Annotated in this window: 22 protein-coding genes; 3 read left to right on the plus strand and 19 right to left on the minus strand. The window is 53.7% G+C overall.

The window, feature by feature from the left end:
* Positions 1–2: 2 nt before the first annotated feature.
* Positions 3–1,307: a dicarboxylate/amino acid:cation symporter gene (locus tag NOS26_RS02580; RefSeq protein ID WP_014015218.1), complete on the plus strand. Its 1,305-nt coding sequence runs from the start codon at positions 3–5 to the stop codon at positions 1,305–1,307.
* 190 nt (positions 1,308–1,497) lie between these two features.
* Here NOS26_RS02580 and trpA read toward each other — a convergent pair whose 3' ends face one another.
* The 8 genes from trpA to NOS26_RS02620 all read right to left on the minus strand — a co-directional run bounded on the left by trpA (position 1,498) and on the right by NOS26_RS02620 (position 9,740).
* Positions 1,498–2,274, minus strand: a complete 777-nt coding sequence (gene trpA / locus NOS26_RS02585) for a tryptophan synthase subunit alpha (protein ID WP_074786903.1) — start codon at positions 2,272–2,274, stop codon at positions 1,498–1,500.
* Positions 2,267–3,451, minus strand: coding sequence for a tryptophan synthase subunit beta (gene trpB, locus NOS26_RS02590; RefSeq protein ID WP_074786905.1), 1,185 nt, complete (start codon positions 3,449–3,451; stop codon positions 2,267–2,269). The genes trpA and trpB overlap by 8 nt, the downstream gene beginning before the upstream one ends.
* A 4-nt stretch (positions 3,452–3,455) precedes the next feature.
* The gene (locus NOS26_RS11705; protein ID WP_014015221.1) at positions 3,456–4,058 is read right to left on the minus strand and encodes a phosphoribosylanthranilate isomerase; all 603 of its coding nucleotides are present in this window, start codon (positions 4,056–4,058) and stop codon (positions 3,456–3,458) included.
* On the minus strand, positions 4,051–4,839 hold the full coding sequence (gene trpC, locus NOS26_RS11710) for an indole-3-glycerol phosphate synthase TrpC (RefSeq protein ID WP_014015222.1): 789 nt from the start codon (positions 4,837–4,839) through the stop codon (positions 4,051–4,053). Before trpC ends, NOS26_RS11705 begins: the two co-directional genes overlap by 8 nt.
* Positions 4,840–4,850: 11 nt before the next feature.
* The gene (gene trpD / locus NOS26_RS02605; protein WP_027894984.1) at positions 4,851–5,873 is read right to left on the minus strand and encodes an anthranilate phosphoribosyltransferase; all 1,023 of its coding nucleotides are present in this window, start codon (positions 5,871–5,873) and stop codon (positions 4,851–4,853) included.
* A gap of 36 nt (positions 5,874–5,909) precedes the next feature.
* Positions 5,910–6,476, minus strand: coding sequence for an aminodeoxychorismate/anthranilate synthase component II (locus NOS26_RS02610; RefSeq protein ID WP_027894983.1), 567 nt, complete (start codon positions 6,474–6,476; stop codon positions 5,910–5,912).
* Positions 6,473–7,942, minus strand: a complete 1,470-nt coding sequence (locus NOS26_RS02615) for an anthranilate synthase component I family protein (RefSeq protein ID WP_054335920.1) — start codon at positions 7,940–7,942, stop codon at positions 6,473–6,475. Before NOS26_RS02615 ends, NOS26_RS02610 begins: the two co-directional genes overlap by 4 nt.
* 502 nt (positions 7,943–8,444) lie before the next feature.
* Positions 8,445–9,740: an amino acid permease gene (locus NOS26_RS02620; RefSeq protein WP_014015226.1), complete on the minus strand. Its 1,296-nt coding sequence runs from the start codon at positions 9,738–9,740 to the stop codon at positions 8,445–8,447.
* Between the two features lie 597 nt (positions 9,741–10,337).
* Here NOS26_RS02620 and NOS26_RS02625 point away from each other — a divergent pair.
* Complete coding sequence (locus NOS26_RS02625; RefSeq protein WP_027894981.1) at positions 10,338–11,267, plus strand: LysR family transcriptional regulator; 930 nt, start codon at positions 10,338–10,340, stop codon at positions 11,265–11,267.
* 180 nt (positions 11,268–11,447) lie between these two features.
* On the opposite strand, the gene nifJ is transcribed toward NOS26_RS02625, so the two are convergent.
* The 11 genes from nifJ to NOS26_RS02680 all read right to left on the minus strand — a co-directional run bounded on the left by nifJ (position 11,448) and on the right by NOS26_RS02680 (position 24,818).
* Positions 11,448–14,960, minus strand: coding sequence for a pyruvate:ferredoxin (flavodoxin) oxidoreductase (nifJ, locus tag NOS26_RS02630; RefSeq protein WP_014015228.1), 3,513 nt, complete (start codon positions 14,958–14,960; stop codon positions 11,448–11,450).
* 357 nt (positions 14,961–15,317) lie between these two features.
* Positions 15,318–15,749, minus strand: a complete 432-nt coding sequence (locus NOS26_RS02635; protein ID WP_014015229.1) for a YbjN domain-containing protein — start codon at positions 15,747–15,749, stop codon at positions 15,318–15,320.
* Between the two features lie 110 nt (positions 15,750–15,859).
* Entirely contained in the window at positions 15,860–16,411 is a 552-nt protein-coding gene (locus NOS26_RS02640) for a glutathione peroxidase (protein WP_014015230.1), read from the minus strand.
* Positions 16,412–16,430: 19 nt separating this feature from the next.
* The gene (locus NOS26_RS02645) at positions 16,431–16,883 is read right to left on the minus strand and encodes a desulfoferrodoxin family protein (RefSeq protein ID WP_014015231.1); all 453 of its coding nucleotides are present in this window, start codon (positions 16,881–16,883) and stop codon (positions 16,431–16,433) included.
* Positions 16,884–17,031: 148 nt separating this feature from the next.
* Positions 17,032–18,186, minus strand: coding sequence for an autotransporter outer membrane beta-barrel domain-containing protein (locus tag NOS26_RS02650; protein WP_074786906.1), 1,155 nt, complete (start codon positions 18,184–18,186; stop codon positions 17,032–17,034).
* A 37-nt stretch (positions 18,187–18,223) separates the two neighbouring features.
* Complete coding sequence (locus tag NOS26_RS02655; RefSeq protein WP_074786908.1) at positions 18,224–19,210, minus strand: MBL fold metallo-hydrolase; 987 nt, start codon at positions 19,208–19,210, stop codon at positions 18,224–18,226.
* A gap of 148 nt (positions 19,211–19,358) precedes the next feature.
* Positions 19,359–19,922 carry an aminoacyl-tRNA hydrolase gene (pth, locus tag NOS26_RS02660; protein WP_095340558.1) on the minus strand — a complete coding sequence of 188 codons (564 nt, stop codon included), beginning with the start codon at positions 19,920–19,922 and terminating at the stop codon, positions 19,359–19,361.
* Positions 19,923–19,939: 17 nt separating this feature from the next.
* A complete protein-coding gene (locus tag NOS26_RS02665; protein WP_014015235.1) occupies positions 19,940–20,905 on the minus strand; it encodes a ribose-phosphate pyrophosphokinase in 966 nt (321 codons plus the stop codon).
* 32 nt (positions 20,906–20,937) lie between these two features.
* Complete coding sequence (glmU, locus tag NOS26_RS02670) at positions 20,938–22,311, minus strand: bifunctional UDP-N-acetylglucosamine diphosphorylase/glucosamine-1-phosphate N-acetyltransferase GlmU (protein WP_014015236.1); 1,374 nt, start codon at positions 22,309–22,311, stop codon at positions 20,938–20,940.
* A 118-nt stretch (positions 22,312–22,429) separates the two neighbouring features.
* Entirely contained in the window at positions 22,430–22,996 is a 567-nt protein-coding gene (locus NOS26_RS02675) for a peptidoglycan-binding protein (RefSeq protein WP_255411307.1), read from the minus strand.
* A 247-nt stretch (positions 22,997–23,243) separates the two neighbouring features.
* A complete protein-coding gene (locus NOS26_RS02680) occupies positions 23,244–24,818 on the minus strand; it encodes a ClC family H(+)/Cl(-) exchange transporter (RefSeq protein WP_014015238.1) in 1,575 nt (524 codons plus the stop codon).
* A 204-nt stretch (positions 24,819–25,022) separates the two neighbouring features.
* Between NOS26_RS02680 and NOS26_RS02685 the strand changes: the two genes are divergently transcribed.
* Positions 25,023–26,216: a M20 family metallopeptidase gene (locus NOS26_RS02685; RefSeq protein WP_022497923.1), complete on the plus strand. Its 1,194-nt coding sequence runs from the start codon at positions 25,023–25,025 to the stop codon at positions 26,214–26,216.
* The last annotated feature ends 1 nt before the right edge of the window (position 26,217 follow it).

Raw genomic sequence — 26,217 nt, forward strand, 5'->3', positions numbered from 1 at the left:
TCATGTCCAACGAATCTCAAGACCGGGTCCAAGAACAGGCCCGGGAAGCCATCCGCGGCAGCCAGGGCCAGCATCGCGGCCGTCAGTTCGCCTTGTGGATGGGCGCCTTGATCATCGGCGCCATTTTAGGTTGGCTCGGTATTCCGGCATTGAACCAATTATTCGATTTCATTGCAACTGTTTTCACGCGCTTATTCCAGTTCATCGCCGTACCGACCATCGCATTAGCTGTCATCACGACATTATCGGCTCTGGGAGCCAAGAAAGAAACGGGCCGTATCTTCGCCCACGCCGTCACCTACACGCTTTTGACGACGATCTGTGCCGCTGCCATCGGCCTGGTCCTCTATCTCTGGATCGCACCGGGCAACCTGCCGGTAGACCTCATCAATTCCGGCGTTTCCAACGTCCCGCAGAAATTGGAAAAAGTCACCTATTACGACCACTTCCTGTCGGTCATCCCGAACAACATGCTCCAGCCGTTCTTGTCGGGCAATGTCCTTTCGGTCATGCTCATCGCGGCTGCCGTCGGTCTGGCTCTGGCATTCATGCCTAAGACAGAAAACCGCGCTGTCCTCTTGAAAGGCCTCCTGGGTCTGCAGGAAGTCCTGTTCACCCTCATCCGGGCCCTGCTCTGGATCTTGCCGGTTGGCATCCTGGCTTTCTCGGCACAGCTGTCGGCACAGATTGAAGCTGGCGTCATCGTCGGTGCCCTGGGCAAATACACCCTGGTCATCCTCGGCGGCAACCTCATCCAGTTCTTCATTGTCCTGCCGATTTTCCTCGTTCTCCGTGGACTCAATCCGATTTACGTCTTCCGCAAGATGGCTCCGGCCATTGCCGTCGCCTTGTTCACCAAGAGCTCTGCCGGCACCTTGCCGGTCACCCTGGCTTCGGCAGAACAGCGCCTCAACGTCCATCCTCAGGTATCGCGTTTCGTCCTGCCAATCTGCACGACCATCAACATGAACGGCTGTGCTGCTTTCATCCTGGTCACGTCCCTGTTCCTCATGCAGAACGGCGGCTTTGACCTCTCTATCGGCACCATGATTGCCTGGCTCTTCGTCGCCGTCCTGGCTGCCATCGGTAATGCCGGCGTCCCCATGGGCTGCTACTTCCTGACCTTGTCGCTCATGTCCGGCATCGGTGCCCCCATCGGCATCATGGGTATCATCCTGCCGATCTACACCATCATCGACATGATTGAAACCGCTGAAAACGTCTGGTCCGACTCGGCCGTCTGTGCCATGACCGACCACGACTTAGCTTCTGAACTCGATGCCCAGCCGGCACCGGCTCAGCATTAAAAGCATAAAAAAAGGGGTTGTCGCACGAAGGCTTCTGCCATCATGCGAGGGCCCTTTTTCTTAAATGTTTGAGGTTTGATGTATGATGTTTGAGGCGATGGCTTTTAAATTTTGTCCCCTCCACATCAAACTTTCAACTTCAAACTTCAAACTCAAAAAGGGCTTGTCGTCATGCGACAAGCCCTTTTTATTATCCCCGAATCGTAGCTTCCTTCATGGCTTTGACGTAGTCATAGATGTGGGGGGCGGCATCGTCACCGTATTGGGCGATGATCTTGACGATGGCACTGCCTACGATGACGCCGTCAGCGACGCGGCCGATTTTTTCGGCCTGTTCCGTCGTATTGATGCCGAATCCGACGGCACACGGTACGTCTGTGACTTCTTTGGCCGTATCGACGATTTCTTTGAGGTCCGTCTTGATTTCCGTCCGCGTCCCGGTGACCCCCAGGGAGGACACGATGTACAAGAAACCTTCGCCGACTTTAGCGATTTTCTGGATACGGTCTTTCGACGTCGGCGCAATCATGGAGATGATGTCGATGCCATGGGCTTTGGCATCTGCCGCACATTCGTCACGTTCTTCAAAGGGCATATCAGGGATGATGATGCCATCCATGCCCGTTTCCTGGCAGCGGGCAAAGAATTTTTCAGCGCCGTAATGGAAGACAGGATTGAGGTAGGTCAAGAAAACCAGGGGAATCTGCGTTTCCTTACGGACCCGTTCGACCAGGGCAAAGACGTCGTCAATGCGCGTCCCGGCTTTCAAGGCCCGCAGGTCCGCTTCCTGGATGACGATGCCTTCGGCGATGGGGTCGGAAAAAGGAATACCGATTTCGATGAGGTCGGCTCCGGCTTTTTCCATAGTCATGATATATTCATACGTCTTGTCCAGCGACGGGTCGCCAGCTGTCAAGAATCCGATAAATGCTTTGCCGTTCTTAAAGGCGTTGCCAATCTTACTCATGTAAGTCCCTCCCTTTATATCTTGCAATGGCGGCGACGTCTTTATCACCGCGGCCGGACAAGCAGACGATGATGCTGTCGTTTTTGCTCATCTTCGGCGCTATCTGCATGGCTTCATAGACGGCATGGGCGCTTTCGATGGCGCAGATGATGCCTTCCGTGCGGGCCAGGTATTCAAAAGCTTCGACGGCTTCGTCGTCCTTGACCGGTACATACTGGGCACGTCCCGTCTGGTGGAGATAAGCGTGTTCCGGCCCGATGCCCGGATAGTCGAGGCCGGCCGAAATGGAATAGACTTCGTCGATCTGGCCGTCTTCATTCTGGCAGAAAATGGATTTCATGCCATGGAAGATACCGACTTCCCCTTTGGCGATAGTCGCTGCATGGAGCTTGGTGTCGATGCCCTTGCCGGCCGCTTCACAACCGATGAGTTTGACGTCCTTATCGCCGATGAAGTGGTAGAACATGCCCATGGCATTGCTGCCGCCACCGACGCAGGCCAGGACAGCCGCCGGGAGCTTGCCTTCCCGTTCGAGGATCTGCTGGCGCGCTTCCTTACTGATGACGGCCTGGAAGTCGCGGACCATCATCGGGAACGGATGGGGTCCCATGGTCGAGCCGATGACGTAATGCGTGTCGTCGACGCGGCTGACCCATTCGCGCATGGCTTCATTGACGGCATCTTTGAGGACCCGCGAGCCGGAAGTGACGGCGTGGACCTTAGCGCCCAAGAGTTCCATGCGATAGACGTTCAGAGCCTGGCGGATTGTATCTTCTTCGCCCATGAAGACTTCACATTCAAGGCCTAAGAAAGCCGCTGCTGTCGCCGTAGCGACGCCGTGCTGGCCGGCACCGGTTTCAGCGATGACCCGTGTCTTGCCCATCTTCTTGGCCAACAGGCACTGACCCAAGGCGTTGTTGATCTTATGGGCGCCTGTATGGTTCAAATCTTCGCGCTTCAAATAAACTTTCGCGCCGCCCAGGTCCTTGGTCATGCGTTCGGCATAGTAGAGCAGGGACGGACGGTTGGCATAATTATCGAGCAAATCCTTCAATTCTGCCTGAAAATCGGGATCATTTTTATAATGGCTGTAGGCTTTTTCCAAGCGCTGGATTTCATTCATCAATGTTTCCGGTATGTATTGACCGCCGAAGGGGCCAAATCTTCCTGTACTCATGTAGTTACCTCCTGTAAGCACGTACACGTGCCATGAATAATTTCATCTTTTCTTTATCTTTCACGCCGTCTGTCTCAATGCCACTGCTCACATCGAGGGCATAGGGATGGAACGCCGCTGCCTGGACAGCATTGTCAGGATTGAGGCCGCCGGCCAGAAAATACGGTCTGTTTAACTGGCCCAGCAGGGCCCAGTCGAAGCAATCGCCGGTCCCGCCGGCACCGTGGTCGAGCAGGATGTAGTCGGCCCGGCTTTGCTCTGCCTTGCGGACATCATCCTGGCTGGCAATGGAAAAAGCCTTGATGACCGGGACTTGCAGCGATTGCCGGACGGCATCAATCATAGTGTCGTCCTCCTGCCCATGGAGCTGGACGATTTGGATCGTACCCGCTGCGACCAGCTTTCCCATATGTTCCAGGCTGTCGTCGACGAAGACGCCGACGGCAGGGATGCCCGGGTCCAGGTCTTTGCGCAAGGCCGCCGCCTGGTCATCGCTGACGCGGCGCTTCTTGCCGGCAAAGACGAAGCCGGCGTAATCGGGACGGAGTTCATTAGCCCAGGCGATATCACAAGGGCGCTTGAGGCCGCAGAACTTGACCTTAACCACGAGAGCCTCCGGCCAGCTCATCGAGCATGGCTTTCTTATCAGGGCTTCTCATAAAGGTCTCGCCGATGAGGACGGCATCGACGCCGTGGTCGCGCAGGACCTTTGTGTGGTCGGCCGTCTTGATGCCGCTTTCGGCAACGAAGAGAATATCCTTCGGCACCAGCGGCCGCAGGCGGCAGCTCGTATCGAGGGAGACCGTGAAGTCCTTGAGGTTGCGGTTATTGACGCCGATGACGCGGGCGCCGCTGGCGATGGCCCGGCGCACTTCGTCTTCATCGTGGGCTTCGACCAGGGCCGATAATCCCAGGGAGTCAGCCAGCTGGAAGAAATGCCGCAACCTTTCATCATCGAGGATAGCACAGATGAGGAGCACTGCCGACGCGCCCAGGGCGCGGGCTTCGTAGATCTGGTATTCGTCGATGACGAAATCCTTGCGCAGGACCGGTGTCGTGACGGCTGCGGCAATTTCCTGCAAGTACTGCGGGCTGCCGAGGAAATAATCCCGTTCCGTCAGGACGGAAATGGCCGCAGCGCCGGCCTGTTCATATTCTTTGGCAATGGCTACATAGGGAAAGTCGGGAGCGATGAGGCCCTTCGACGGCGAAGCCTTCTTGACTTCGCAGATGAAGGACAGCCCCGGTTTTCCCAAATTCTTTTCAAAAGGGAAGCCTTCCTTTTTCGGTGCCGCCAGGGCCCGCGCCTTCATGACTTCCAGGGGTACCTGCTGTTTATCCGTAACCAGCCGCTTGGCGACGGCCGCCGTAAGATCATCTAATATCATAGGGCACCTTCTTACTCGTTGCTGACGGCAATGCATTTTTCCAGGGCTGCCGTCGCCTTACCTCTGTCGATGAGGCTGGCGGCGAGCTGGATGCCGTCGGCGATGGAATCGGCTTTGCCGGCGACGAACAGGGCGGCACCGCTGTTCATGAGGACGGCATTGCGTTTCGTCCCCTGGATTTTCCCGGACAGGACGTCGCGCGTAATCTGGGCATTGACTTCGGGCGTACCGCCGACGAGGTCTTCTTTTTTACCCGGCGTCAGGCCGAAGTCTTCCGGCTTGATGACGGACGTCCGGTAATAACCGTCGCGGAGTTCACAAATCGTCGTCGGCCCGTTCGGCGAAATTTCGTCGAGTTTTTCCTGGCCGTAAGCGACGAGGCCCCGTTTGACGCCGAGGGAAGCCAGGACCTTGGCCAGCGGTTCGACGAGATAGCCGTCATAGACGCCGAGGAGGAACATTTCCGGCTTGGCCGGATTGGTCAAGGGCCCGAGGATGTTGAAGACCGTCCGGAATCCCAGTTCCTTGCGGATGGGGCCGACGTACTTCATGGCGGCGTGGTATTTCTGAGCGAAGAGGAAGCAGAAATTCGTTTCTTCGAGCATCTTCAGGGCCAGCTGCGGATCCTGCTGGATATTGATGCCCAGCGCTTCCAGGCAGTCTGCCGTGCCGCACAGGGACGACGCAGCCCGGTTGCCGTGCTTGGCGACTTTGACACCGCCTGCGGCCAGGACCATGGCCGACGTCGTGGAAATGTTGAAGGAATGAGCGCCGTCGCCGCCGGTGCCGACGATTTCCAGGACATCCATACCCGGATGGGGAACGGGTGTAGCCAGGGAGCGCATGGCTTCGGCACAGCCGGAAATTTCATCGATCGTTTCAGCTTTGGTGCTCTTCGTCGAAAGGGCTGCCAGGAACGCCGCATTTTGCGTCGGCGTCGTTTCGCCCTTCATGATTTCCATCATGACCTGATGGGCTTCGTCATAGGTCAAATCACCTTTATTTACAATCTTGATAATCGCTTCTTTAATCATTGTAAGTACCTCCCCTGTTAGACTCATCTATATCACTTATAATGCAAGGAAATTTTCTACCATCATCGGCCCTTGAGGCGTCAAAATCGATTCGGGATGGAACTGCAGGCCGTAGACGGGATACTGCTTATGGCCGACGGCCATGATTTCACCATCTTCCGTATGGGCCAGGACTTCCAGTTCATCCGGCAAGGTATCCGGGTCGAGGGCCAGGGAATGATAGCGGCCGACGTCGACCTGTTCCGGCAGTCCCTTGAACAAGGGGCTGTCCGTCTTCAGCGTGGCGACGGATTGTTTGCCGTGCATGAGCTGCTTGGCATAGGTAATGGTACCGCCGTAGACTTCGCAGATGGCCTGATGACCTAAGCAGACGCCCAGGATGGGGACCTTGCCGGCGAAGTAGCTGATGGCCTGTTCGCAGATACCGGCATCGGCCGGACGGCCCGGTCCGGGAGAAATGATGAGGTGATCCGGACGCATGGCTTCGATGTCTTCGACGGTCTTTTCATCGTTGCGGATGACCGTGATATCCGGGTCGAACTGACCGAGGAGCTGGTAGAGATTATAAGAAAAACTATCGTAATTATCAATGAGCACTATCATTTGTCGATCCCTCCATTAGCCTGCTGCAATGCAATGACGACAGCTTTGGCCTTGTTCAGACATTCCTGATGTTCCTGTTCGGGGATACTGTCGGCGACGATGCCCGCGCCGGAGCAGGCGTAGACGTGATTTCCTTTCTTATAGGCCAGGCGGATGCCGATGCAGCAGTCCATATTGCCCGTAAAGTCGATGTATCCGATGGCGCCGCCATAGACGCCGCGTTTATGGCCTTCCAGTTCGTCGATGATTTCGCAGGCCCGGATTTTCGGTGCCCCTGACAGGGTGCCGGCCGGCAGGACCGATGCAATGGCGTCGATAGCCGTCTTATCCTTGCGGATCGTGCTGTGAACAGTCGAACCGATATGCATGATATGAGAGAAACGCAGGACGTCGAGATAGCGTTCGACGTGAACGCTGCCAAATTCACTGATGCGGCCCAAATCGTTGCGGCCCAAGTCGACGAGCATGTTGTGTTCGGCCAGTTCCTTCGTATTGTGCAGGAGTTCATCTTCCAAGGCCTGGTCTTCTTCCGGCGTCTTGCCCCGCGGCCGCGATCCCGCCAGGGGGAATGTGAACAGGTCGCCGTTTTCCAGGCGGGTCAGCGTTTCCGGTGAAGAGCCGGCGAGCTCGATATCATCGCCGGAGAAGAAGAACATATACGGCGATGGATTGAGGGTCCGCAGGACGCGGTACGTATCGAGGAGGCTCCCCTCGGCTTCAGCGCTCAGGCGGTTGGCCAGGACGACCTGGAAAATATCGCCTTCGCGGATGTAGGTCTTGCCCTTTTCGACCATCTGGCAATATTCTTCTTTATTGAACAAAGGCTTGAAATCACTCTTGAGCTGCAATGGGATGTCCGGGGCTTTCTTGCCTTCCCGGATAAGGCTTTCCATGCGTTCCATTTCCAGGAGAGCCCGGTTATAATTTTCTTCGGCCGAGTCGAGGCGGACGTTGACGATAAGGTAAATCTGCTGTTTCAGGTTATCGAAGACGATGACCTTATCGAAGAGCATGAGGTCGAAATCGTTGAAGCCATCGTCATCGACGGCATTGAGTTTCAGCGACGGTTCGGCGTATTTGATGAAATCGTAGGCAAAATACCCGACCAGTCCGCCTGTAAAGGGAGGCAGGTTCGAAAGGCGCGGCGCCTTATTGTCGGCCAGTATCTGGGAAATAAGCTGTTCCGGATGGTCCGTATGGATCTGGACTTCAGCGCCGGTCTTGATGTGGACCGTACCGTCCTTGCAGTACAGACCCATCTGCGGATCATAGCCGATAAAGGTATAGCGGCCCCAGCGCTGGGAATCTTCCATGCTTTCCAGCAAATAGCAGTGAGAGCTGATGTTCTTGACGATGCGCAATACTTCGATAGGCGTGCGGACGTCGGCATACATGCTGCGGCAGATGGGCACGACCTTGTATTCACCTTGATATGCTTTTACCTGTTCCAGACTGAGCGTTTCCATATGAACCTCCTAAAAAAAGAATCCGTCCACGACAATGTTACTTGTCAAGGACGGATTAAGTTCCGCGGTGCCACCTTGTTTTAGGGGTTGAACCCTACTCTCGACGGAATACCAACATATTCCCGGCAACTGACGTATGCCAACACGTCGCAGAATACTCGGCCTTCCAGCTTTTGACTGCGCCCTCAGCGGTCCATTTAACGAGCTGCGTCGGCCGGCTCTCAGCATCCCGGCTCTCTGTACGTGCACGTCATCGTTTTTACTTCCGCCTCAATGGTTTCATGGACGATGTTCGGTTGATGGTTGTATGATACACCGCATTATGTAACCTGTCAAGGCCATTTTTGTCCACTATTTAAAGACAATCGTTTTACTAATAAAAAAAGCTTGTCGCGTACACGACAAGCTTTTTAGTGGCTAGTGGTCAGGGGTTAGTGGCTCACATGGCGTTACGAACCATGAGCCACCAACTGCTAATCCCTAGCGGCTAACTGCTAGGAAACTACATCATCGCGATGACCGGCGAGATGATGAGCAGGATACCGGCGAAGACGATGAGGACTAAGGAAATGCCTTTATACTTGTGCAGGGCATTGACCTTATAGACCAGGTAGGCCGGGATGAGGCAGGCAATGATGCCGAAAATCGGGCCCAGCAGGGTCAGGAGCTTGAGGACCGGTGCATTGAGGACGATGGCACCCCAGGCTACGGCTACGGCGAAGATGAGGATACCGTGGCGGACAACGGTCTTGCTGATTTTTTCTTCCGGGATGAAACGGCGCAGGATATTCATGGCAATACCCTGGCAGGCTTCACGGAAGCCAAGGAAGACACTGAAGAAGGCTGTCATAACGGCGAAGATGTTGAGGATAAGGCTGAAAATCTTGACGGCGCTGCCATCGAAACCTCTGGCGACGATAGCCAGAGCCGAAATGTTCTGGGAGTAAGCGATGACGGCCTGGTCATGGCCGAGAGCCAGGTTGAAGGACATGGCATACGAGAAAATCGTGATGAACAAGACGGAGAAAGCGATTTTCATAGCCCGCATGGCTTTATAACGGGCGACGTGGATCGATTTATTATGAGAGCGATAGGAAATGACCATCGGGCTGATGCTGGGAATGAAGAGAATCGAGGTCAGCGTGACCGGCAGCATGGCAATCGTATTCTTGACCAGGTAGCCCAGGTCCGGGAAGACACCGATATTGGCCAGGTTCCAGTGCTGGATCATGATGCCACCCAAGCAGATGACGACTAACAATTTCGTCAGGACCATGAGCGTCGATACGCGGAACAAGAGCTGTTCGCCCCGGGAAGCGATGAGGACCATGACACAGATGATGGCCAGACCATATAAGGGGTTATCCGACAGGAGCGTATCGGTGACGCCGAAGGAAAATAAGAAGGACGCGCTGTCATTGGTCAAGGCTGTCGAATACATGAATACGCAGATGAGGATGCTCAGGAAGTAGAGGATCCCCAGGAGGAAGCCCCAGTTCTTCCCCAAATATCCGCTGATGACGCTGGGATAATCTTCACACCGCGGCGAATCGGCCAGGGTGTTGATAAACAACCGTTGTAAGAGATAAATAGCCGGATAGGCGATGATGGCCGAGAATAAATAGACCCACACGCCGACCAAACCGACCTGGACAGGTAAAAAGACGATGCCGGCGCCGATGGCCATGCCGATACTCATAATAATCCAGCCCCAGTCCGTACTGTCGAACTTGACGGCTTCTTTCCATTGTGCATCTGTCATGCCCGCCTGCCGGGCCAATGCTGCTGATGAGTTCATATGAATTACCTCCTGTGGCAAATACAACTAAGCGATGATGTCCCCTCTGATACTACATTTTTCTCCCCTGTCGCCGTTCTCTTTCTCAATTTCTTTTCATATACATTTCTGCTATGGTTTATAAGTGGGTTTTATTTAAAACCATAAAATTTAATGTATAGTCCGGCGTTTCACCTTTTACTAAAACGTTCTATTTCATACTTAAAGTATAGCATGGAAGGTGTAACCTGTAAAATATTCATTGTGCAATTTACTTTCATAGGAATTTCCTATGACAATAAGATATTTCCTTTAATTTTTTTCTATCTCTTTGCGATTTTCCATCATATTGAGAATAACTTATTCTCACTTTTCCAGCATAGCCATAAATAACTGTCCTTTCCAAAAAGTCAAATTTAGATAGATTTTCTTTATATTTTTTATGTCACATCAGAGAGCTTCTTTTCACTTTTTCGCCATTATCTATTCTATATTTTCATTTTAAATATTCCTTTATTGTATCAAAAAGTCATAACTTTTCCCTATTTTTTTATTTTGATACAATAAAGGAAGCAGAAACGATTCTATAGGTACCGTTGATATTCGAGGTGTTTCATTATGACTTTACAGCAACTTCGTTATATCCTGGAGTTATCAAAGCACAATTCCATTTCGGCTGCAGCCCATGCCCTGAACATCTCCCAGCCCAGCCTGAGCACGGCTATCAAAGATTTGGAAAAAGAGTTTTCCCTGACCCTGGTCGAACGAAACCGCCACGGCATCACCTTCACGCCAGCAGGACTGGAATTTCTCCATTACGCCGGCCATATCCTGTCCCATGCCGAAGCCATGCACGACCATTTCCAGGCAGAAAAAAAACAGGATCTGCCTCAGGTCCTGTCCATTTCATCCCAACACTATCCTTTCGCCGATGAAGCCTTCATCCATGCTCTGCAGCACGTCCCGCCGAACGCGGCCTGCACGTTCACCCTGCGCGAAGGCCGGACGTCGCAAGTCATCCATGACGTCGTCACCCGCGAAAGCCAGCTGGGCATCCTCTTCTTATCCCACATGAACGCCCGTTTCCTGAAGGACTTGTTCCACAAGAATAAGCTGGAATTTACGCCTCTCTGCGCCTTCACGCCCTGTCTCTATGTCCGCAGCGGCCATCCCCTGGCAGAATTTTCTCACGTCGTTCCCGGCCAATTCAGCAGCTATCCTTGCGTCCGCTTCGAACAAGGTCACGACAAATCGCAGTTTTCCGAAGAACTGCTCCTGCCCAACCGGGCCAGCCGCCAGTGCATCTACGTCACCGATCGGTCGACGCTGTTCAGCATCATCCGGGCCACCGACGCCTACACCATCGGGACGGGTCACGCAGCCCCATCCATCATCGGCCGCCACCTCGCAGTCATCCCCATCGAAAATCCCCTGGACACGATGACTGTAGGCTGGATCAAGATGGCAGGAGAACCCCTGTCCGAAGAAGCTTCCCACTACATCACCATCCTGACGGACTTGTTGAGAGGACGGGAGAATAAGGAATAGTGGTTCGTGGTTCGTGGTTCGTGATTCGTGACTCGTGGCTTGTGGCTCGTGGCTCGTGGCTTGTGGCTCGTGGCTCGTAATCCGTAGGGGCCGTCCCAAAGGGCGGCCCGCTTAATTCCTTGCAAACAAAAAGGCGCTGTCGCGATGCGACAGCGCCTTTTTTCATTTACAACGAACTATTTATTTTTCATCATATGCTTTTGTCAGGCGGACATAGCCTTCGTAACGGTCTTTGGCATCTTCTTCGGTCTTTTCGAAGAGAGCTTCTGCCGTATCCGGGAAGGTGCGCTGCAAGGACGAGAAGCGTGTTTCGCCCATGAGGAAGTCGCGGAAGTTAGCTGTCGGCGGCTTGGAATCAAGGATGAAGGGGTTCTTGCCCTGTTTCTTCAATTCCGGATTATAGCGCCACAGATGCCAGTAACCGGCTTCGACCGCCCGTTTTTCTTCGAGCTGGCTCTGACCCTGGCCGACTTTCAGGCCGTGGTTGATGCACGGTGCATAGCCGATGATCAGGGACGGGCCGTTATAGGCTTCTGCTTCTTTGAGGGCCTTCATGAACTGGTTCTTGTCGGCACCCATAGCGACTTGAGCGACGTAGATATAACCGTACTGGGCTTCCATCATGCCCAAGTCTTTCTTACGCGTCTTCTTGCCGGACGCAGCGAACTGAGCCACAGCGGCCGTCGGCGTAGCTTTAGATGCCTGGCCGCCCGTATTGGAGTAGACTTCCGTATCGAAGACCAGGACGTTGACGTCTTCGCCCTGAGCCAGGACGTGGTCCAGGCCGCCATAACCGATATCGTAAGCCCAGCCGTCGCCGCCGAAGATCCACTGGCTGCGTTTGACCAGGAACTGTTTCATATCATAGACCTGTTCCAGTGCCGGTTTGCCGTCTTTTTCAGCTTCCAAGAGGGCGATGACCTTATCCGAGCGTTCGCGGGTCCCTTCGCTTTCAGCCTTGTGTTCTTTCCATTCCGTAAAGGCTGCCTGCAGTTCCGGGCTGGCCACATCCATAGCGGCATCGATGTACTGTTCCAGCAGTTTCCGTTCCGTCTTTTCAGCCAGCATCATGCCGAAGCCATATTCTGCGTTGTCTTCAAAGAGGGACGTCGACCAAGCCGGGCCATGGCCCTGAGCGTTCTTGGTATAGCCGCAGTCCGGTGCACTGCCGCCCCAGACGCTGGAGCAGCCGTGAGCGTTGGCAATCATCATGCGGTCGCCGAAGAGCTGGGTGACGACTTTACAATACGGCGTTTCAGCACAGCCTGCGCAAGCGCCGGTGAATTCGAGGAGCGGCTGTTCGAACTGGCTGCCGATGACGGTATTCTTGTCCATCGGGTTGGCTTTCGCCGGCAAATCGATGACATAATCCCAAAGAGCGGCTTTGTATTCTTCGTCGTCGAAAGGTTTCATGGTCAAGGCCTGTTTCGGGCAGACATGGGTACAGCTGCCGCAGCCCAGGCAGTCCATGACGGAAACGACGATATTGTATTTGTACCCCGGAGCCACTTTGATTTCTTTATCCTGGTAGCCTTTCGGAGCCTTAGCGGCTTCATCCGGCGTCATCAGGAAGGGACGGATAGCAGCATGAGGGCAGACGAAGGAACACTGGTTACAGCCGATACATTTTTCAGCATCCCAGCTCGGTACGAACATAGCGACGCCGCGTTTTTCTTCGGCGCAGGTCCCCGTCGGCCAGCGGCCGTCTTCGATGCCGTCATAAGCGCTGACCGGCAGGTCATCGCCTTCAAGGGCATTGACAGGGATGGAAAATTCGCGGAAGAATTTCGTATGTTTCGACATATCAACCGGTTCATCGACAGCATCAGCCCAGGCGGCCGGTACATCGACTTTGACGATAGCCGACAGGCCCTGATCAATGGCTTCATTGTTCATGTCGACGATGTTCTGGCCTTTCTTGCCATACGATGCGACGACGGATTCTTTCAATTTAGAGATAGCCAGGTCCAAGGGGATGACATCTGCCAGTTTGAAGAAGGCCGACTGCATGATCATGTTGATGCGGCCGCCGAGACCGATTTTCTGAGCAATGCCGACGGCGTCGATGATATAGAACTGGACGTCGTTGCGGGCAATGGCACGTTTTAATTTAGCCGGCAGTTTTTCGTCCAGTTCTTCCGGTTTCCAGACCGTGTTGAGCAGGAACGTACCGCCCTTTTTGATGCCCCGCAGGAGGTCGAAGCCATGGACATAGGACTGGCGGTGGCAGGCGATGAAGTCGGCATTATTGATGAGGTACGGCATCTGGATCGGCGTATCGCCAAAGCGCAGGTGCGATACGGTGACGCCGCCGGATTTCTTGGAGTCATAAGCGAAATATGCCTGGGCATACATGTCAGTGTTATCGCCGATGATCTTGATGGCACTCTTGTTGGCACCGACCGTACCATCGGAACCGAAGCCCCAGAACTTGCAGGCTTTCAGGCCTTTGCCGCCTGTCGTGATGCCTTTGACGCGCGGCAGGGATTTATAGGTAACATCATCGACGATGCTCAAGGTGAAGTCGTTCTTCGGTTCAAAGGCCTTGAGGTTTTCAAAGGCAGCGACGACGTCGCCCGGCAAGAATTCTTTCGATGCGATACCATAACGGCCGTGGTAGACCTTCGGTGCATTGTCAGCTACGGCAAAAGTAGCGGCTACGCTGTGATAGAGCGGTTCGCCGTTGGCACCGGTTTCTTTCGTGCGGTCCAGGACGGCGATTTTCTTGACCGTATTCGGCAGAGCAGCCAGGAAATGTTTTTCCGACCACGGACGGAACATGTGGACGTTGATGCAGCCGACCTTTTCGCCTTTGGCGACGAGCATCTTGACCGTTTCTTCGATGGTCTGGGAACCAGAACCCATGGAAACGAGGACAAATTCGGCATCCGGTGCGCCGGTATAATTGAACAGATGGTATTCACGGCCCGTGATTTCGCTGATTTTCTGCATGTAGCCTTCGGCGACATCGGGGACGCGGTCATAGAATTTATTGAGGGCTTCGCGGTGCTGCATAAACGTTTCAGCTGGTTCGCAGAAAGAAATGGCTTCCGGATTATCCGGGTTCATGCCGCGTTTGCGGAAGGCCCGGACGGCGTCCATATCGAGGAGAGGACGGAGTTTTTCATACGGCAGGACTTCGATTTTCTGGATTTCGTGGGATGTGCGGAAGCCATCGAAGAAGTTGATGATCGGGATACGACAGGAAATAGCCGTTGCATGGACGACAGCTGCCAAGTCCATAATTTCCTGGACACTCGATTCACACATCATGCTGATGCCCGTGCCGCGCATAGCCATGGCATCGTCATGACCGGCAAAAATCGTATAGCCGTTGGTAGCGACCGTACGGGAGGCGACATGGAAGACGCCGGGCAGGAGTTCACTGGAAATCTTGAACATGTTGCTGAGCATGATCATCATGCCCTGGGAAGATGTAAAGGTCGTCGTCAAGGCGCCAGTGTTCAAAGCACCGTGCATGGCACCGGCAGCCCCTTTTTCAGACTGCATTTCCTGAACCTGGACAGTCGTACCGAATAAGTTCTTACGGCCATGGGCGGCCCATTCATCGACGTGTTCCGCCATCGGCGACGACGGCGTTATCGGGAAGATGGAAGCCAGTTCGGTAAAGGCGTAGGCAATATAAGCCGCAGCTTCGTTGCCGTCCATTGTCTTGAAAATTTTCTTTGCCATAGTACTTGTTCCCCTTTCTGTAAAACCTGATAAATGAAAGAATCCGTGTACACTTAGGAGTCATCTGATAGATTGCGCAGATAAAATCATCATTTTTCACTATGTGACTAAGGTATTTTCTAGATGACTATTTGTTATCTTCATTGTACTATTTCGAAAAAATTTATGCAAGGCCTTTCTAGTAAAACGTTCATCTTATGCCGATTTTGTCTAAAAGCGTGAATATTCATGAAAAAGAGTCATAAAAAAAGGCGCTGTCTGCAAGAGACAACGCCTTTTTAAGTTTGAAGTTAAAAGTTTGATGTTTGATGTAATCCGTTTTTAAATTTAAAAATCGTCGCTTCAAACATCGAGCCCTTACGCCCAGATGGATTTCATGAGCTCTTTGTACGATTCGCCGAGGTGGCGGATGATGACGTCGAACATGGCGTAAATCAAATCACCATCGACTTCATCGTCTTTGAGGAGGACGCACGTGTCGAGGATGAGGTTGCCTTCATCGTCGATGTAGTATTTAAAGGATTTGTACTGCTTATTGTACGTGTTGAGCAGCTTGAGGACAGCCGCTTCATTGTCATCGTGCAGGACCTTCGGTGCTACCAGGACGCGGATCATGCCGTAAATGCTGGTATCGAGGATGACGATGAGGGGCAGGCGGTTGCCGTTGATGTCAGCAGCCGACCGGAAGACGACCGTCTGGAACTGGTCATCTTTGATTTCGTCGACCGTAAAGGCTTTGATTTCTTTTTCGTCGAGATATTTTTTAAAGTTTTCAGCTTTCTTGTTCATTGGAAAACACTCCTTTTTTTACAAATAACGCTTCGATTTTATTATACCCCATTTTTATAACGTTTGTCATAAGAAAAAGGCTCGCCGCTATGCAGCAAGCCTTTTTCTTATTAGGAGAGGAGTAGTTTTTCGAGGATCGGGTCTAATTCTTCCGGTGTCGTGCTGGGTTCAAAGCGCTGGACCTGGCTGCCGTCCCGGTTGATGAGGAATTTGGTGAAATTCCATTTGATGCCGTTGCCCTGGGCATTGTCCGGATAGTGTTCGGAAACGACCTTCTGGATGAGCTGGCCGCTTTCTTTATCCGTTTCGTAGCCTTTGAAGGGTGCGGCTTCTGTAAGGTATTGGTACAGAGGTGCTGCCTGGTCACCGCGGACGTCGATCTTGGCGAAGAGCGGGAAGGTGACGCCGTGGTTGAGGCGGCAGAACTGTTCGATGTGCTGGTTGTCTTCCGGATCCTGTTCCAGGAACTGGTTGCACGGGAAGCCGAGGATGACCAGGCCTTTATCCTTATATTTCTGATATAAGGCTTCCAGACCGTCGTACTGCGGCGTGAAGCCACATTTGCTGGCCGTGTTGACGATGAGCAGGACCTTATCTTTATATTGGCTCAGGGATACATCGTGTCCCTGGATGTCTTTGACCGTGAAATCGTATACGTTCATAATATAACCTCCTTATTGTTTATAATTCGTGGATAACGCAGCCGCCGAATTCGGGCGAGCAAGTGGCGCCATCGAGGGACGGAGCTTCTTTGACGGCGAATGATTCTTTCCACAGGCCGTGGAGATTGCAATATGCATAGACTTCACCGGCATCGCCCGTTTCAAATTCAGCCTTCGGTTCTTCACCGGGTTTCAGGTAGCGGATGTCGACGCCGTTGTCATCGACGAGGGCAATCCATTCGATGTAATGCTTTTCTTCCATCGGGTGTGTCACCGAACCGACATGGACTTCCAAGTGGCCATCGATTTTCTGGATAGCCGGTACGTGTTTTTCTTTAGCTGCGTCGACAGTGTCGGCGACGAGATGAGTCAATTCCTGGCCGGCATAGATGAGTTTTTCCGGTACTTGCGTGCCTACAGATACTAAAACGCTGCCATCTTTATCGTTACGGTAAAATTCTACGTGTTTCATATGGGTTCCTCCTTTGGGGCCTGGCCCCTGACTAAGGTACAATCTATATATGAGAAGTTATTTCTTAATTAATAATTATTTTTTCTTTATGTGCTTATTATAGACTAAATTGGTACACTTGTCAATAACGGAGAACGATTATTTTTTATTATTTTTTCTTAATATCCAAATCGAGGCTGTGTGGGTCTTTTTTCAGGGCTTTCATCCGTTCCCTCGTCGTCCGGCTGGCACCGCCCCACTTGAGGACCAGGCCGCCGTTGACGCTCCATGTCGGCGTCATATTGGAGCCGGACCGCCGCGTCAATTCGCCCCAGACAGAATTTCCCTGTCCCAGCGACAAAGAAGAGCCGAAAGTCATATCGTACCAGGTATACGTCTTGGACCCGACATCGCCAAAAATAGATGCTGTATTTCCCTGGTCCAGGGTCCCTGTCGTCGTGCCGTCCAGAGCCCGCTGGACGCCGAAGCGACCGTAGAGCAGGCCGGCATGGCCGTTGACCGAATAGGCTTTCCCGGCCATGATGCCCAGGCGGCCGCTTACATAGGGCTTATTCCCGGATCGGTAAGTCACGGCATCGCCGCTGATCGTATAAGGAAAGACATAGCCCAGGGACAGGCCGGCCTGGGGTTCCCAGAAGAACTGCTTGGGCAGGAGCCGTGTTTCATAATAACGGATGCCCGCGCCTAACAGCCAGGTCCGATAGTTGACCAAGTCGCTGTTCCCGTCAGTATCGCTGTAGGACACGGTATGCTGCAGCTGCGACAGGCGGATGACGGCATCGCCATGGCGGTCGCGTTTATCGCCCCATTCCACGGCAAAGCCGCCGCCATATTCTTTCATCGAGTCCGACCCGCTGCCATAGGGCTGGCTGCCGTTTTTCCCGTCGGTATAGACATTGGACGTGCTCATCGTATAAAAAGCCCCCTGGTGGAGGGTCCCGCCCCAGCGGGCCATGTTGTGCGGCGATTCGTAGCCGATGAGGGTCGCACTATAGTCCTGGCTGTAAGACAGGCTGCCATAATCCGGGAAGGTATAGCTGCGGTAATCGGTCTTGACCCACCAGCCCGTGTCATCAGATGGTTCCAGCAGGTCCTTGTAGGCCGTAAAACGGTTGTCATCAGACCGGCGCCAGAGAAGATCCGACGCCATCTGATAAAACGTCGCCGTCCCGGCCTGTGTCGCCGCCAGGGACCGGCCGGCAGACTGCCAGTCCGCGCCCTGTACGGCATCTGCTCCCGCCAGATAAGTCAGGGCCATAAAGACGATTATACAGTTACGCAACCTAGGCAGACTGAATTTCATGACAAACCTCCCGAGAGGATTTATAGTTCCTTTCTCGTTAAATCAAATTATAGCGGCGGCAGCCCTGTTCTTCACAGCAGCGCAAGGTACCGTGATCGACGAGGTATTCGATATGGGCCAGCGTTTCGCCCAGGGCGAACCACTTCTGCGTCGGCGGGAAATCCTTCCACTTCTTGCCGCGCATGGACCAGGTCATATGCGGGGCGATTTCGTAAGCCGTGCTGTGCGGATAGCACTTTACCAGATGGCATATTTCGGCCAGGCGGCGGTCGTGATGGGCCATGATTTCATCAATACGGCCGACAATAGACGTATCGCCTTCGCGATGCCCCGGCAGGGCCAGTCGGACGGGCAGGTCGCGGACCTTCTGTAAACTTTCGAGATAACGCTGCAATGCGTGTTTCATGTGATACCAGACCTGGATGTTCGGCGTAATGTCGAAGAGGATGTGGTCACTCGTAAAGAAAACCTGCTCTTTCGCCAGGTACAGGCAGCACAGCCCCGGCGTATGGCCCGGCGCGTGAATGACCTGTAAATCGCAGCCGGCCAGATGAAGGTGGTCTCCGTCCTGGACGGTCGTCACCGGGAAATGAGGGTCCGGCGAAAAGGTCCGGGCCTGGTTGGAAAACTGGGTCCTGATTTCTTCCGGTGGCATGCCTTCGCGCATGAAATTGTCTTCAGCCGCCTTCCATGTCGAGCCGTCCTCGGAATCGACGAGATACTGGTAATCGACGGGATGCATGTAAACAGGGCAGCCGGCAGCGGCAAAAAGGCCGACAAGGCCGCTGTGGTCGGCGTGGAGATGGGTGATGAACAGGGCCGTATCGGATTGTAAACAGATACCCAATTCTTGTAAACCCTGACCCAAGGCCCGTTTACATTCAGGGCGGTTGAAACCCGTGTCGATGACCAGATTGCCAGACGGCCCTTTGATGACATAAGCATTGAGATATTGCAAGAGGTTGTCGGGCAGATCGACGCGGATACGGTAAATATCGGGATGAGAATAGACTTGCTGGATCATAGGACCTCCTTTTAAGGAATCAGGCGGGCCGCCCTCTGGGACGGCCCCTACGGATAAAGGCCTTTAAATTTAAAACCATTTGCTAACCACTAACCACTAGCTGCTAACCACTTAAAAGGGCTTGTCGCACATGCGACAAGCCCTTTTCTTATTTCTTCTTCTTTGGGTTATAGCGATTCATGCCTTTGTCGACGCCGAGGCTCAGGCAGCCTTCGATGGCTGTGGCCGCGTCTTCGATGCCCTGCTGGTAGGCTTCGCGGAGTTCTTCCGGGAAAGGAGTCAGGACATGGTCGACGACGTCATGGTGCGGCAAGGGCCGGCCAATGCCGACGCGGAAGCGGGTAAAGTCCGTACAGCCGTTGGCGAAAAGGCTCTTGATGCCGTTATGTCCGCCATCGCTGCCGTTCTTGCGGATCCGCAGGCGGCCGACGGCCAGGTCCATATCGTCATACGCGACGTAGACGTCAGGCTGGTCGATCTTATACCAGCGCATGAGCGGGCCGACGGCGCGGCCGCTTTCATTCATGTAAGTCTGCGGCTTGACCAGGATGATTTTTTCACTGTTCACGGTAGTCTGGGCTACGAGGGCGTCCATCTTATCCTGCCACAAAGTCACATTCCAGCGCTTGGCTAATTCATCGACGACACGGAAACCCGTGTTGTGTTTCGATTCTTCATATTGACGGCCCGGATTGCCCAGGCCAACGATCATATGCACGATGGATTTCCTTATTTGTCGAAGAGACGGCTTACGGAAACGTCGTGGAAGATGCGCATGATAGCTTCACCGAGGAGCGGTGCAACCGAAAGGACTTTGATCTTGTCGATCTGTTTTTCCGGCGGCAAGGGGATGGTGTTGGTGATGATCAGTTCGGAAATGACCGATTTCTGGATGCGTTCGACAGCCGGATCGGTGAGGACGGCATGAGCGCAGGCAGCAAAGACACGGGAAGCGCCCATTTCTTTCAGGGCTTTGGCGCCACCGCACAAGGAACCAGCCGTATCGACGATGTCGTCGACGAGGATGCAGGTCTTGCCTTTGATGTCGCCAATGATGTTCATGACTTCAGCAACGCCCGGACGGGGACGGCGTTTTTCAATGATGGCGATCGGTGCATTGACGCGGTCAGCCAGATCGCGGGCACGCGTTACGCCACCGAGGTCAGGAGATACGACGACGATGTCGCCCATATCCGTTTCTTCTTTCTTCTGATTGATGTATTTGGCAATGATGGAAGCCGAGCCGAGGTGATCGACAGGAATGTCGAAGAAACCCTGGATCTGGCCGGCATGCAAGTCCATGGTAACGACGCGGGTGATGCCGGAGGTCGTCATCAAATCAGCAACCAGTTTGGATGTAATCGGTTCACGGCCGCGGGTCTTGCGGTCCTGACGTGCATAACCATAATACGGAACAACGGCGGTAATGTGTTTAGCCGAAGCGCGTTTGAGGGCATCTGCCATGATGAGCAGTTCCATGAGGGTATCGTTGGCCGGCTGGCATGTCGGCTGGATAACGAATACGTCCTTACCGCGGACACTTTCGTCGATCATGACCTGGATTTCGCCGTTGTTGAATTTGCCAACAAAGGCTTTGCCCAGTTCCAAACCGAGGTAATCGGCAATTTCCTTAGCCAATTCCGGATTGGCATTCCCCGTAAAAATCTTCAGCTTTTTCCCGTCTTCGTAACTCATAGTGAGCCTCCCTGTGTAAGTAGTGATTAATATTATTTTTTATATGTATCTTCCTTGACCCAGCCTTCAATGTTGCGCTGCCGTGCCCGGGCAACGGATAAGGCTTTGGCCGGAATATCTTTGGTAATGGTCGAGCCGGCGCCGACATAGGCGTAATCGCCGACTTTGACCGGTGCGACCAGGTTGCTGTTGCAGCCTACGAAGGCATGGTCGCCAATGGTTGTGCGGTGCTTGATCTTGCCGTCGTAATTGACAGTGATCGTGCCGCAGCCGATATTGACACCGCTGCCGACATCGCTGTCGCCGATGTAGCTGAGATGCGGCAATTTCGTGCCGTCGCCGACAATGGAGTTCTTGACTTCCATGTAGTTGCCGACCTTGACCTGATTGCCAATGACCGTATTGGGCCGGAAATGAACGAACGGACCGATTTCGCAGCCGTTCTTGATTTCGCAGTCATGAGCATACATGAACTGGACATGGTCGTCGTCGCCCATCTTGACGTTAGTCATGCGGACATACGGACCGACCTGGCAGCCTTCGCCGATGATTGTATCGCCTTCGAGGATCGTCCCCGGATAGAGGACGGTGTCGCGGCCGACGGTAACCGTCGTGTCTACATAGGTATTATTGGGGTCAATGATGGAGACGCCATCGGTCATGAGTTCATCCAGTTTACGCTGGCGCAGGACCCGTTCGGCTTCGGCCATCTGCTGACGCGAGTTTACACCGAGCGTTTCCGCATAGGACGGTGCGGCAAAGGCACTGACGACCTTGCCTGCCGATACGAGCATGCCGATGATATCGGTCAGATAATATTCACCTTGGGCATTGTCATTGGTGACGTTGTGAAGCATATCCCACAAGAGAGACATATCAAAACAGTAAATGCCGGCGTTTACTTCGTCTACAGCCAGTTCTTCCGGCGTACCGTCTTTCTGTTCGACGATTTTGACGACCTGCCCTTTTTCATCACGGATGACGCGGCCGTATCCCGTCGGATCCGGCATGTGCGCCGTCAGGACCGTCGCAGCTGCGCCGCTCTGTTCATGACAGTGGATAAGGGCTGTAAACGTTTCCTTCGTGACCAGCGGCGTATCGCCACAGGTGACAAGGAGGGTGCCAGCTTCACCCTGGAGCAGCGGTTCGGCCTGCAGGACAGCGTGGCCTGTGCCGAGCTGTTCTTTCTGCATGACCGTTTCGGCCTGGTCACCGAGGTAATCCCGGACCGTTTCACCGCCAAAACCGACGACGACGACCTGGCGCTGCGTCCCGGCTGCTTTGACAGCCCGCAGTACCTGTTCGACCATCGGGACACCGCCGACTTTGTGCAAAACCTTGGGGAACTTCGACTTCATACGCGTCCCCTTGCCGGCAGCGAGGATAAGTGCAATAGTATTTTTCATCCAGTTATAGCCTCCCTGAATTCCATAACTATATAATGTCCTTTTAAGGATAACACAAAACGGGGCGAAAAAAAAGAGGCAGTCCCATAAAGACGCCTCTTTTATCCAATAGCTCGTATTAACCTAATACATAGACAACGACATCGCGACGGCCGAAGTCCAGGGCTTCGCTGGTCGAATCCATGGCCAGGTCGATGCGGTCGCCAACGATGGCTCCGCCCGTATCGGCAGCTACGGCATAGCCATAGCCTTCAATGTAGAGCTGCGAGCCGAGAGGGATGACATCGGGGTCGACAGCGACCATGCCGCGCTGGAGGTACTGGCCCGTTGCCGTGTAGCCATCACCGCCGCCATCGGCAGCCGTATAAGCCGTAGCTTCCATGACAAGACGACGCTGATAGCCTTCTGTCGAAGACGATTCTTCAGGAATCGGACGGCCGCTGGCTTCCGACAAAGCTTCCATGGTCTGGGAGCCGACGACACCGTCTGCCGTAAGGCCGTGGTCAGCCTGGAACTGTTCGACAGCAGCTTCTGTCGAAGGACCAAAATCGCCATCAGCACTGCCGGACAGATAGCCCGTGTCCTGAAGCATATATTGAACGCTCTGTACGACAGAGCCACTCATACCCATTTGAACGCTGGCACAGGCCAGGGATGTAAACGCAAATATGCAGATTGTTGTCATTAATATCAGTATACGATTTCTCAAAAAACCACCTCTTTGAACGAACACAATATCAAGTACGTCCTGAATTATAGCAAACTTCCCACCATAAGTCAAAAAAATAGATAATTATAATTCATTTTCGATGATTTTATACCCTATTCTGTACGTTATCCAATCAGTATATGGCCGTTAATGCTCAACTTTGAGTTGTATTTTTTAGTACCTGGTGCTAGTTTTTTATAATTATTATGCATTTTTACCTATTTCAAGACTTTGTCTTCTCCACAATATTTCTTATGGATTCGGCCCCTTCGACAGAATCCGTAAGGACATAAAGGTAGTCCCCTGCGCGCAGACACGTATCGTCATCGGGGATGATGTCACCACTGCCGCGCTTGACATCGACGATGACCGTATGAGCCGGCCAGGCGATACGGCCGATATATTTCCCATCGGCCTGACTGCCGCTGGATACGGTCAATTCCAAGAGATTCCGCCGTTCTTCCGACGATAAGACAGGCTTATTCTTGGCCAAGTTCCGTTGCAGCAGGGCTTCGTAAATCGGTTCGCCCTGACAGAGCTGGGCTACGACCAAAGCGACCAGTGACGCCGTACAGAGGACGAGCAGGTGTTCATAAGAGCTGGTCATTTCCATGATGAGAATCGTTCCCGTAACCGGTGATTGTACCGAGGCCGCAAAAAAAGCAGCCATGGAGATGACGACGATGTTAGATAAGTAATACGAAGAGATGAGGCCCAGCTGCACGAAGACGATGCCCGTAATGCCGCCCGTCAAAGCCCCCAGGACCAGCATGGGCAGGAAGAAGCCGCCAGGAACGCCGCAGCCATAGCTGACCAGGGTAAAGAGGAACTTCCCGATGAGCAGGCCGGCAAAGAGTTTCAGCGACAAGGGCAGCGTATAAAGACTGTTGACCAGGTCGTTGCCGCCGCCAAGGACTTCGGGGAAGACATAGCCCAGTACGCCGGCCATGCATAAGGCAAAGGCAATGCGCATATATTGATTGCGAAAAACGGGTAAGTCATAAAAATAATGAATATTCAGCAAGCCTTTATTGAAAATAACGCCCGCAAAACCGATAATAATTCCTAAAATAACTACAATCCACATGTACCGGAGAGGAAAGGGCGGCAGCATACCGAAATGGAAGACCGGCGCCCGGCCAAAGACGTAACGGCTGACCATGGTAGCCAATAGGGCCGCTGCCATGGACGGTGCCAGGACGACACCGGAAAAATTGCGGTGCAGTTCCTCCAGGGCAAACATGACGCCTGCCAGTGGCGCATTGAAAGCCGCCGCCAAGCCGGCGCTGGCACCGGCCGTGATGAGATAGCGTTCTTCCATCCGCGTCCGGCCGAAAGCCCGGCTCAAGCCCTGGGCGGTGACGGCACCGATCTGGATGGACGGTCCTTCGCGGCCCAGGGACAGGCCCAGGCCGATGCCGACGATGCCGCCGACGAGCTTGACCCAGAGGATGCGCAGCCAGCGCATGCGGATGGCCCCTAAGATGACGCCTTTTACCTGTGGGATGCCGCTGCCGCCGGCATTGGGTTCATACACGCCCAGACGCCATAAGAGCAGGGCCGCGGCCAGTAAGACAGCGAACCAGCCCAGGTTCAGGAGTATGCCGCCGCTGGCCAGGACATTGGCATAGATCCATTGGCGCCAAACTGTCCCCATTTCCAGGCCCCAGCGAAAAAAACTGATAACGGTTCCCGATAATATTCCGACTAAAATGCCTTCAAAAAAAAGGCGCAGCCGGAACCGCGGCCAATGGTCCAGAGCCCGCAGAGCCGCTTCTAACTGTGTATCGACATGCATATCTTTCACAATCCTTTCTATTCGTATGACCAAAATTATACCACAAGTACTGCGGCTTTAGCAGGCCCTCGAAGGCCTTCTCCAGGTCTTATTATAGTAATATAGAAAAAAATCCGCTGTCGGTGGCAGGATTTTTTGTTTTATTATAGAATAATATATACATATATAGAAAATGCATCCGGCTCAATAAAGGGGGACTGTCCTATGAACGATAGATACACACCGACATTTAATATTCACGAAGCAGTGCGCAAGACCTTGCCGTATATGATGGAAATGCGCGAGTATTTCCATGCCCATCCGGAATTGAGCGAAAAGGAATTTGATACGTGCAAGACAATTTTCCAGGAACTGTCCCTCATGGGCATTGAAGACGTCAAGATCATCGCCGGTACGGGCGTCACCGGCCTGATCCACGGCGCCCTGCCCGGTCCGGTCATCCTCTTGCGGGCCGACATCGATGCCTTGCCGCTGACAGAAAAATTCGACTGCCCTTATTCATCCCTCGTCGACGGCGTCATGCACGCCTGCGGCCATGACGGCCATGCCGCCAACCTGCTGGGCGTCGCAAAAATCCTCAACAAGCATAAAGACTGCCTGCGCGGCACGATACGCCTGGCCTTCCAGCCTGCCGAAGAAGGCAATGGCGGCGCAGCCCGCATGATCGACGCCGGCATCCTCAACAATCCCCGCGTCGACTACGCCCTGGGCCTGCACGTCGCCGGCAGCCTGCCGAAAGGTTATGTCGGCATCGGCCGCGGCGAAATCTCGGCCTCCTGCGACGACTTCACCATCACCCTCCACGGCCGCGGCGGCCATGGTTCCCAGCCGTCCCTGTGCATCAGCCCGATCCAGATGGGCATCGACATCATCCAATCCGTCCAGAACTTCGTCTACAACTGCCACGCTGACGGCGACGGTGTCGTCCTCACGTTCGGCCAGTTCCAGGCCGGCCATAATCCGAATGTCATCCCGGAAACGGCCGAATTGAAAGGGACCCTGCGGACCTATGATGAAACCAAGCGGCACCGCATCCTCGCCGCGTTGCAGGCCATCCTGGAAAACGTCACGACGACGTACGGCGGCACCTTCGACCTGGACGTCGTCCCCTTCTCGCCGGTCTGTGTCAACGACGACGGCGTCACCGACCGGGTCGTCCACATTTTACAGGACCACTGTGCAGACCGGGTCGACCTGGTTCCCTTGAAACGCGGTTCCGGCTCGGAAGACTTCGCCTACTTCAGTGCTGCCGTCCCCAGTTCCTTCTATTACGTCGGCGTCTACAGCAATGAACCCGTCATCGGCCATTCGCCGGAATTCCACTGGGACAGCAATGCCTTGAAGTACATGTGCGAAACGATGCTCAACATCGTCTATTACTTTGAAAGCTATCAGTAAA

Origin of the sequence: Megasphaera sp. SC8-1 (assembly GCF_024436295.1) — a bacterium.
GTDB lineage: Bacteria > Bacillota > Negativicutes > Veillonellales > Megasphaeraceae > Megasphaera > Megasphaera elsdenii.

Coding starts and splice junctions, on each gene's coding strand:
- NOS26_RS02580 (WP_014015218.1), top strand. CDS start 3: ATGTCCAACGAATCTCAAGACCGGGTCCAAGAACAGGCCCGGGAAGCC.
- trpA (WP_074786903.1), bottom strand. CDS start 2,274: ATGAGTAAGATTGGCAACGCCTTTAAGAACGGCAAAGCATTTATCGGA.
- trpB (WP_074786905.1), bottom strand. CDS start 3,451: ATGAGTACAGGAAGATTTGGCCCCTTCGGCGGTCAATACATACCGGAA.
- trpC (WP_014015222.1), bottom strand. CDS start 4,839: ATGATATTAGATGATCTTACGGCGGCCGTCGCCAAGCGGCTGGTTACG.
- trpD (WP_027894984.1), bottom strand. CDS start 5,873: ATGATTAAAGAAGCGATTATCAAGATTGTAAATAAAGGTGATTTGACC.
- NOS26_RS02610 (WP_027894983.1), bottom strand. CDS start 6,476: ATGATAGTGCTCATTGATAATTACGATAGTTTTTCTTATAATCTCTAC.
- NOS26_RS02615 (WP_054335920.1), bottom strand. CDS start 7,942: ATGGAAACGCTCAGTCTGGAACAGGTAAAAGCATATCAAGGTGAATAC.
- NOS26_RS02620 (WP_014015226.1), bottom strand. CDS start 9,740: ATGAACTCATCAGCAGCATTGGCCCGGCAGGCGGGCATGACAGATGCA.
- NOS26_RS02625 (WP_027894981.1), top strand. CDS start 10,338: ATGACTTTACAGCAACTTCGTTATATCCTGGAGTTATCAAAGCACAAT.
- nifJ (WP_014015228.1), bottom strand. CDS start 14,960: ATGGCAAAGAAAATTTTCAAGACAATGGACGGCAACGAAGCTGCGGCT.
- NOS26_RS02635 (WP_014015229.1), bottom strand. CDS start 15,749: ATGAACAAGAAAGCTGAAAACTTTAAAAAATATCTCGACGAAAAAGAA.
- NOS26_RS02640 (WP_014015230.1), bottom strand. CDS start 16,411: ATGAACGTATACGATTTCACGGTCAAAGACATCCAGGGACACGATGTA.
- NOS26_RS02645 (WP_014015231.1), bottom strand. CDS start 16,883: ATGAAACACGTAGAATTTTACCGTAACGATAAAGATGGCAGCGTTTTA.
- NOS26_RS02650 (WP_074786906.1), bottom strand. CDS start 18,186: ATGAAATTCAGTCTGCCTAGGTTGCGTAACTGTATAATCGTCTTTATG.
- NOS26_RS02655 (WP_074786908.1), bottom strand. CDS start 19,210: ATGATCCAGCAAGTCTATTCTCATCCCGATATTTACCGTATCCGCGTC.
- pth (WP_095340558.1), bottom strand. CDS start 19,922: ATGATCGTTGGCCTGGGCAATCCGGGCCGTCAATATGAAGAATCGAAA.
- NOS26_RS02665 (WP_014015235.1), bottom strand. CDS start 20,905: ATGAGTTACGAAGACGGGAAAAAGCTGAAGATTTTTACGGGGAATGCC.
- glmU (WP_014015236.1), bottom strand. CDS start 22,311: ATGAAAAATACTATTGCACTTATCCTCGCTGCCGGCAAGGGGACGCGT.
- NOS26_RS02675 (WP_255411307.1), bottom strand. CDS start 22,996: ATGACAACAATCTGCATATTTGCGTTTACATCCCTGGCCTGTGCCAGC.
- NOS26_RS02680 (WP_014015238.1), bottom strand. CDS start 24,818: ATGCATGTCGATACACAGTTAGAAGCGGCTCTGCGGGCTCTGGACCAT.
- NOS26_RS02685 (WP_022497923.1), top strand. CDS start 25,023: ATGAACGATAGATACACACCGACATTTAATATTCACGAAGCAGTGCGC.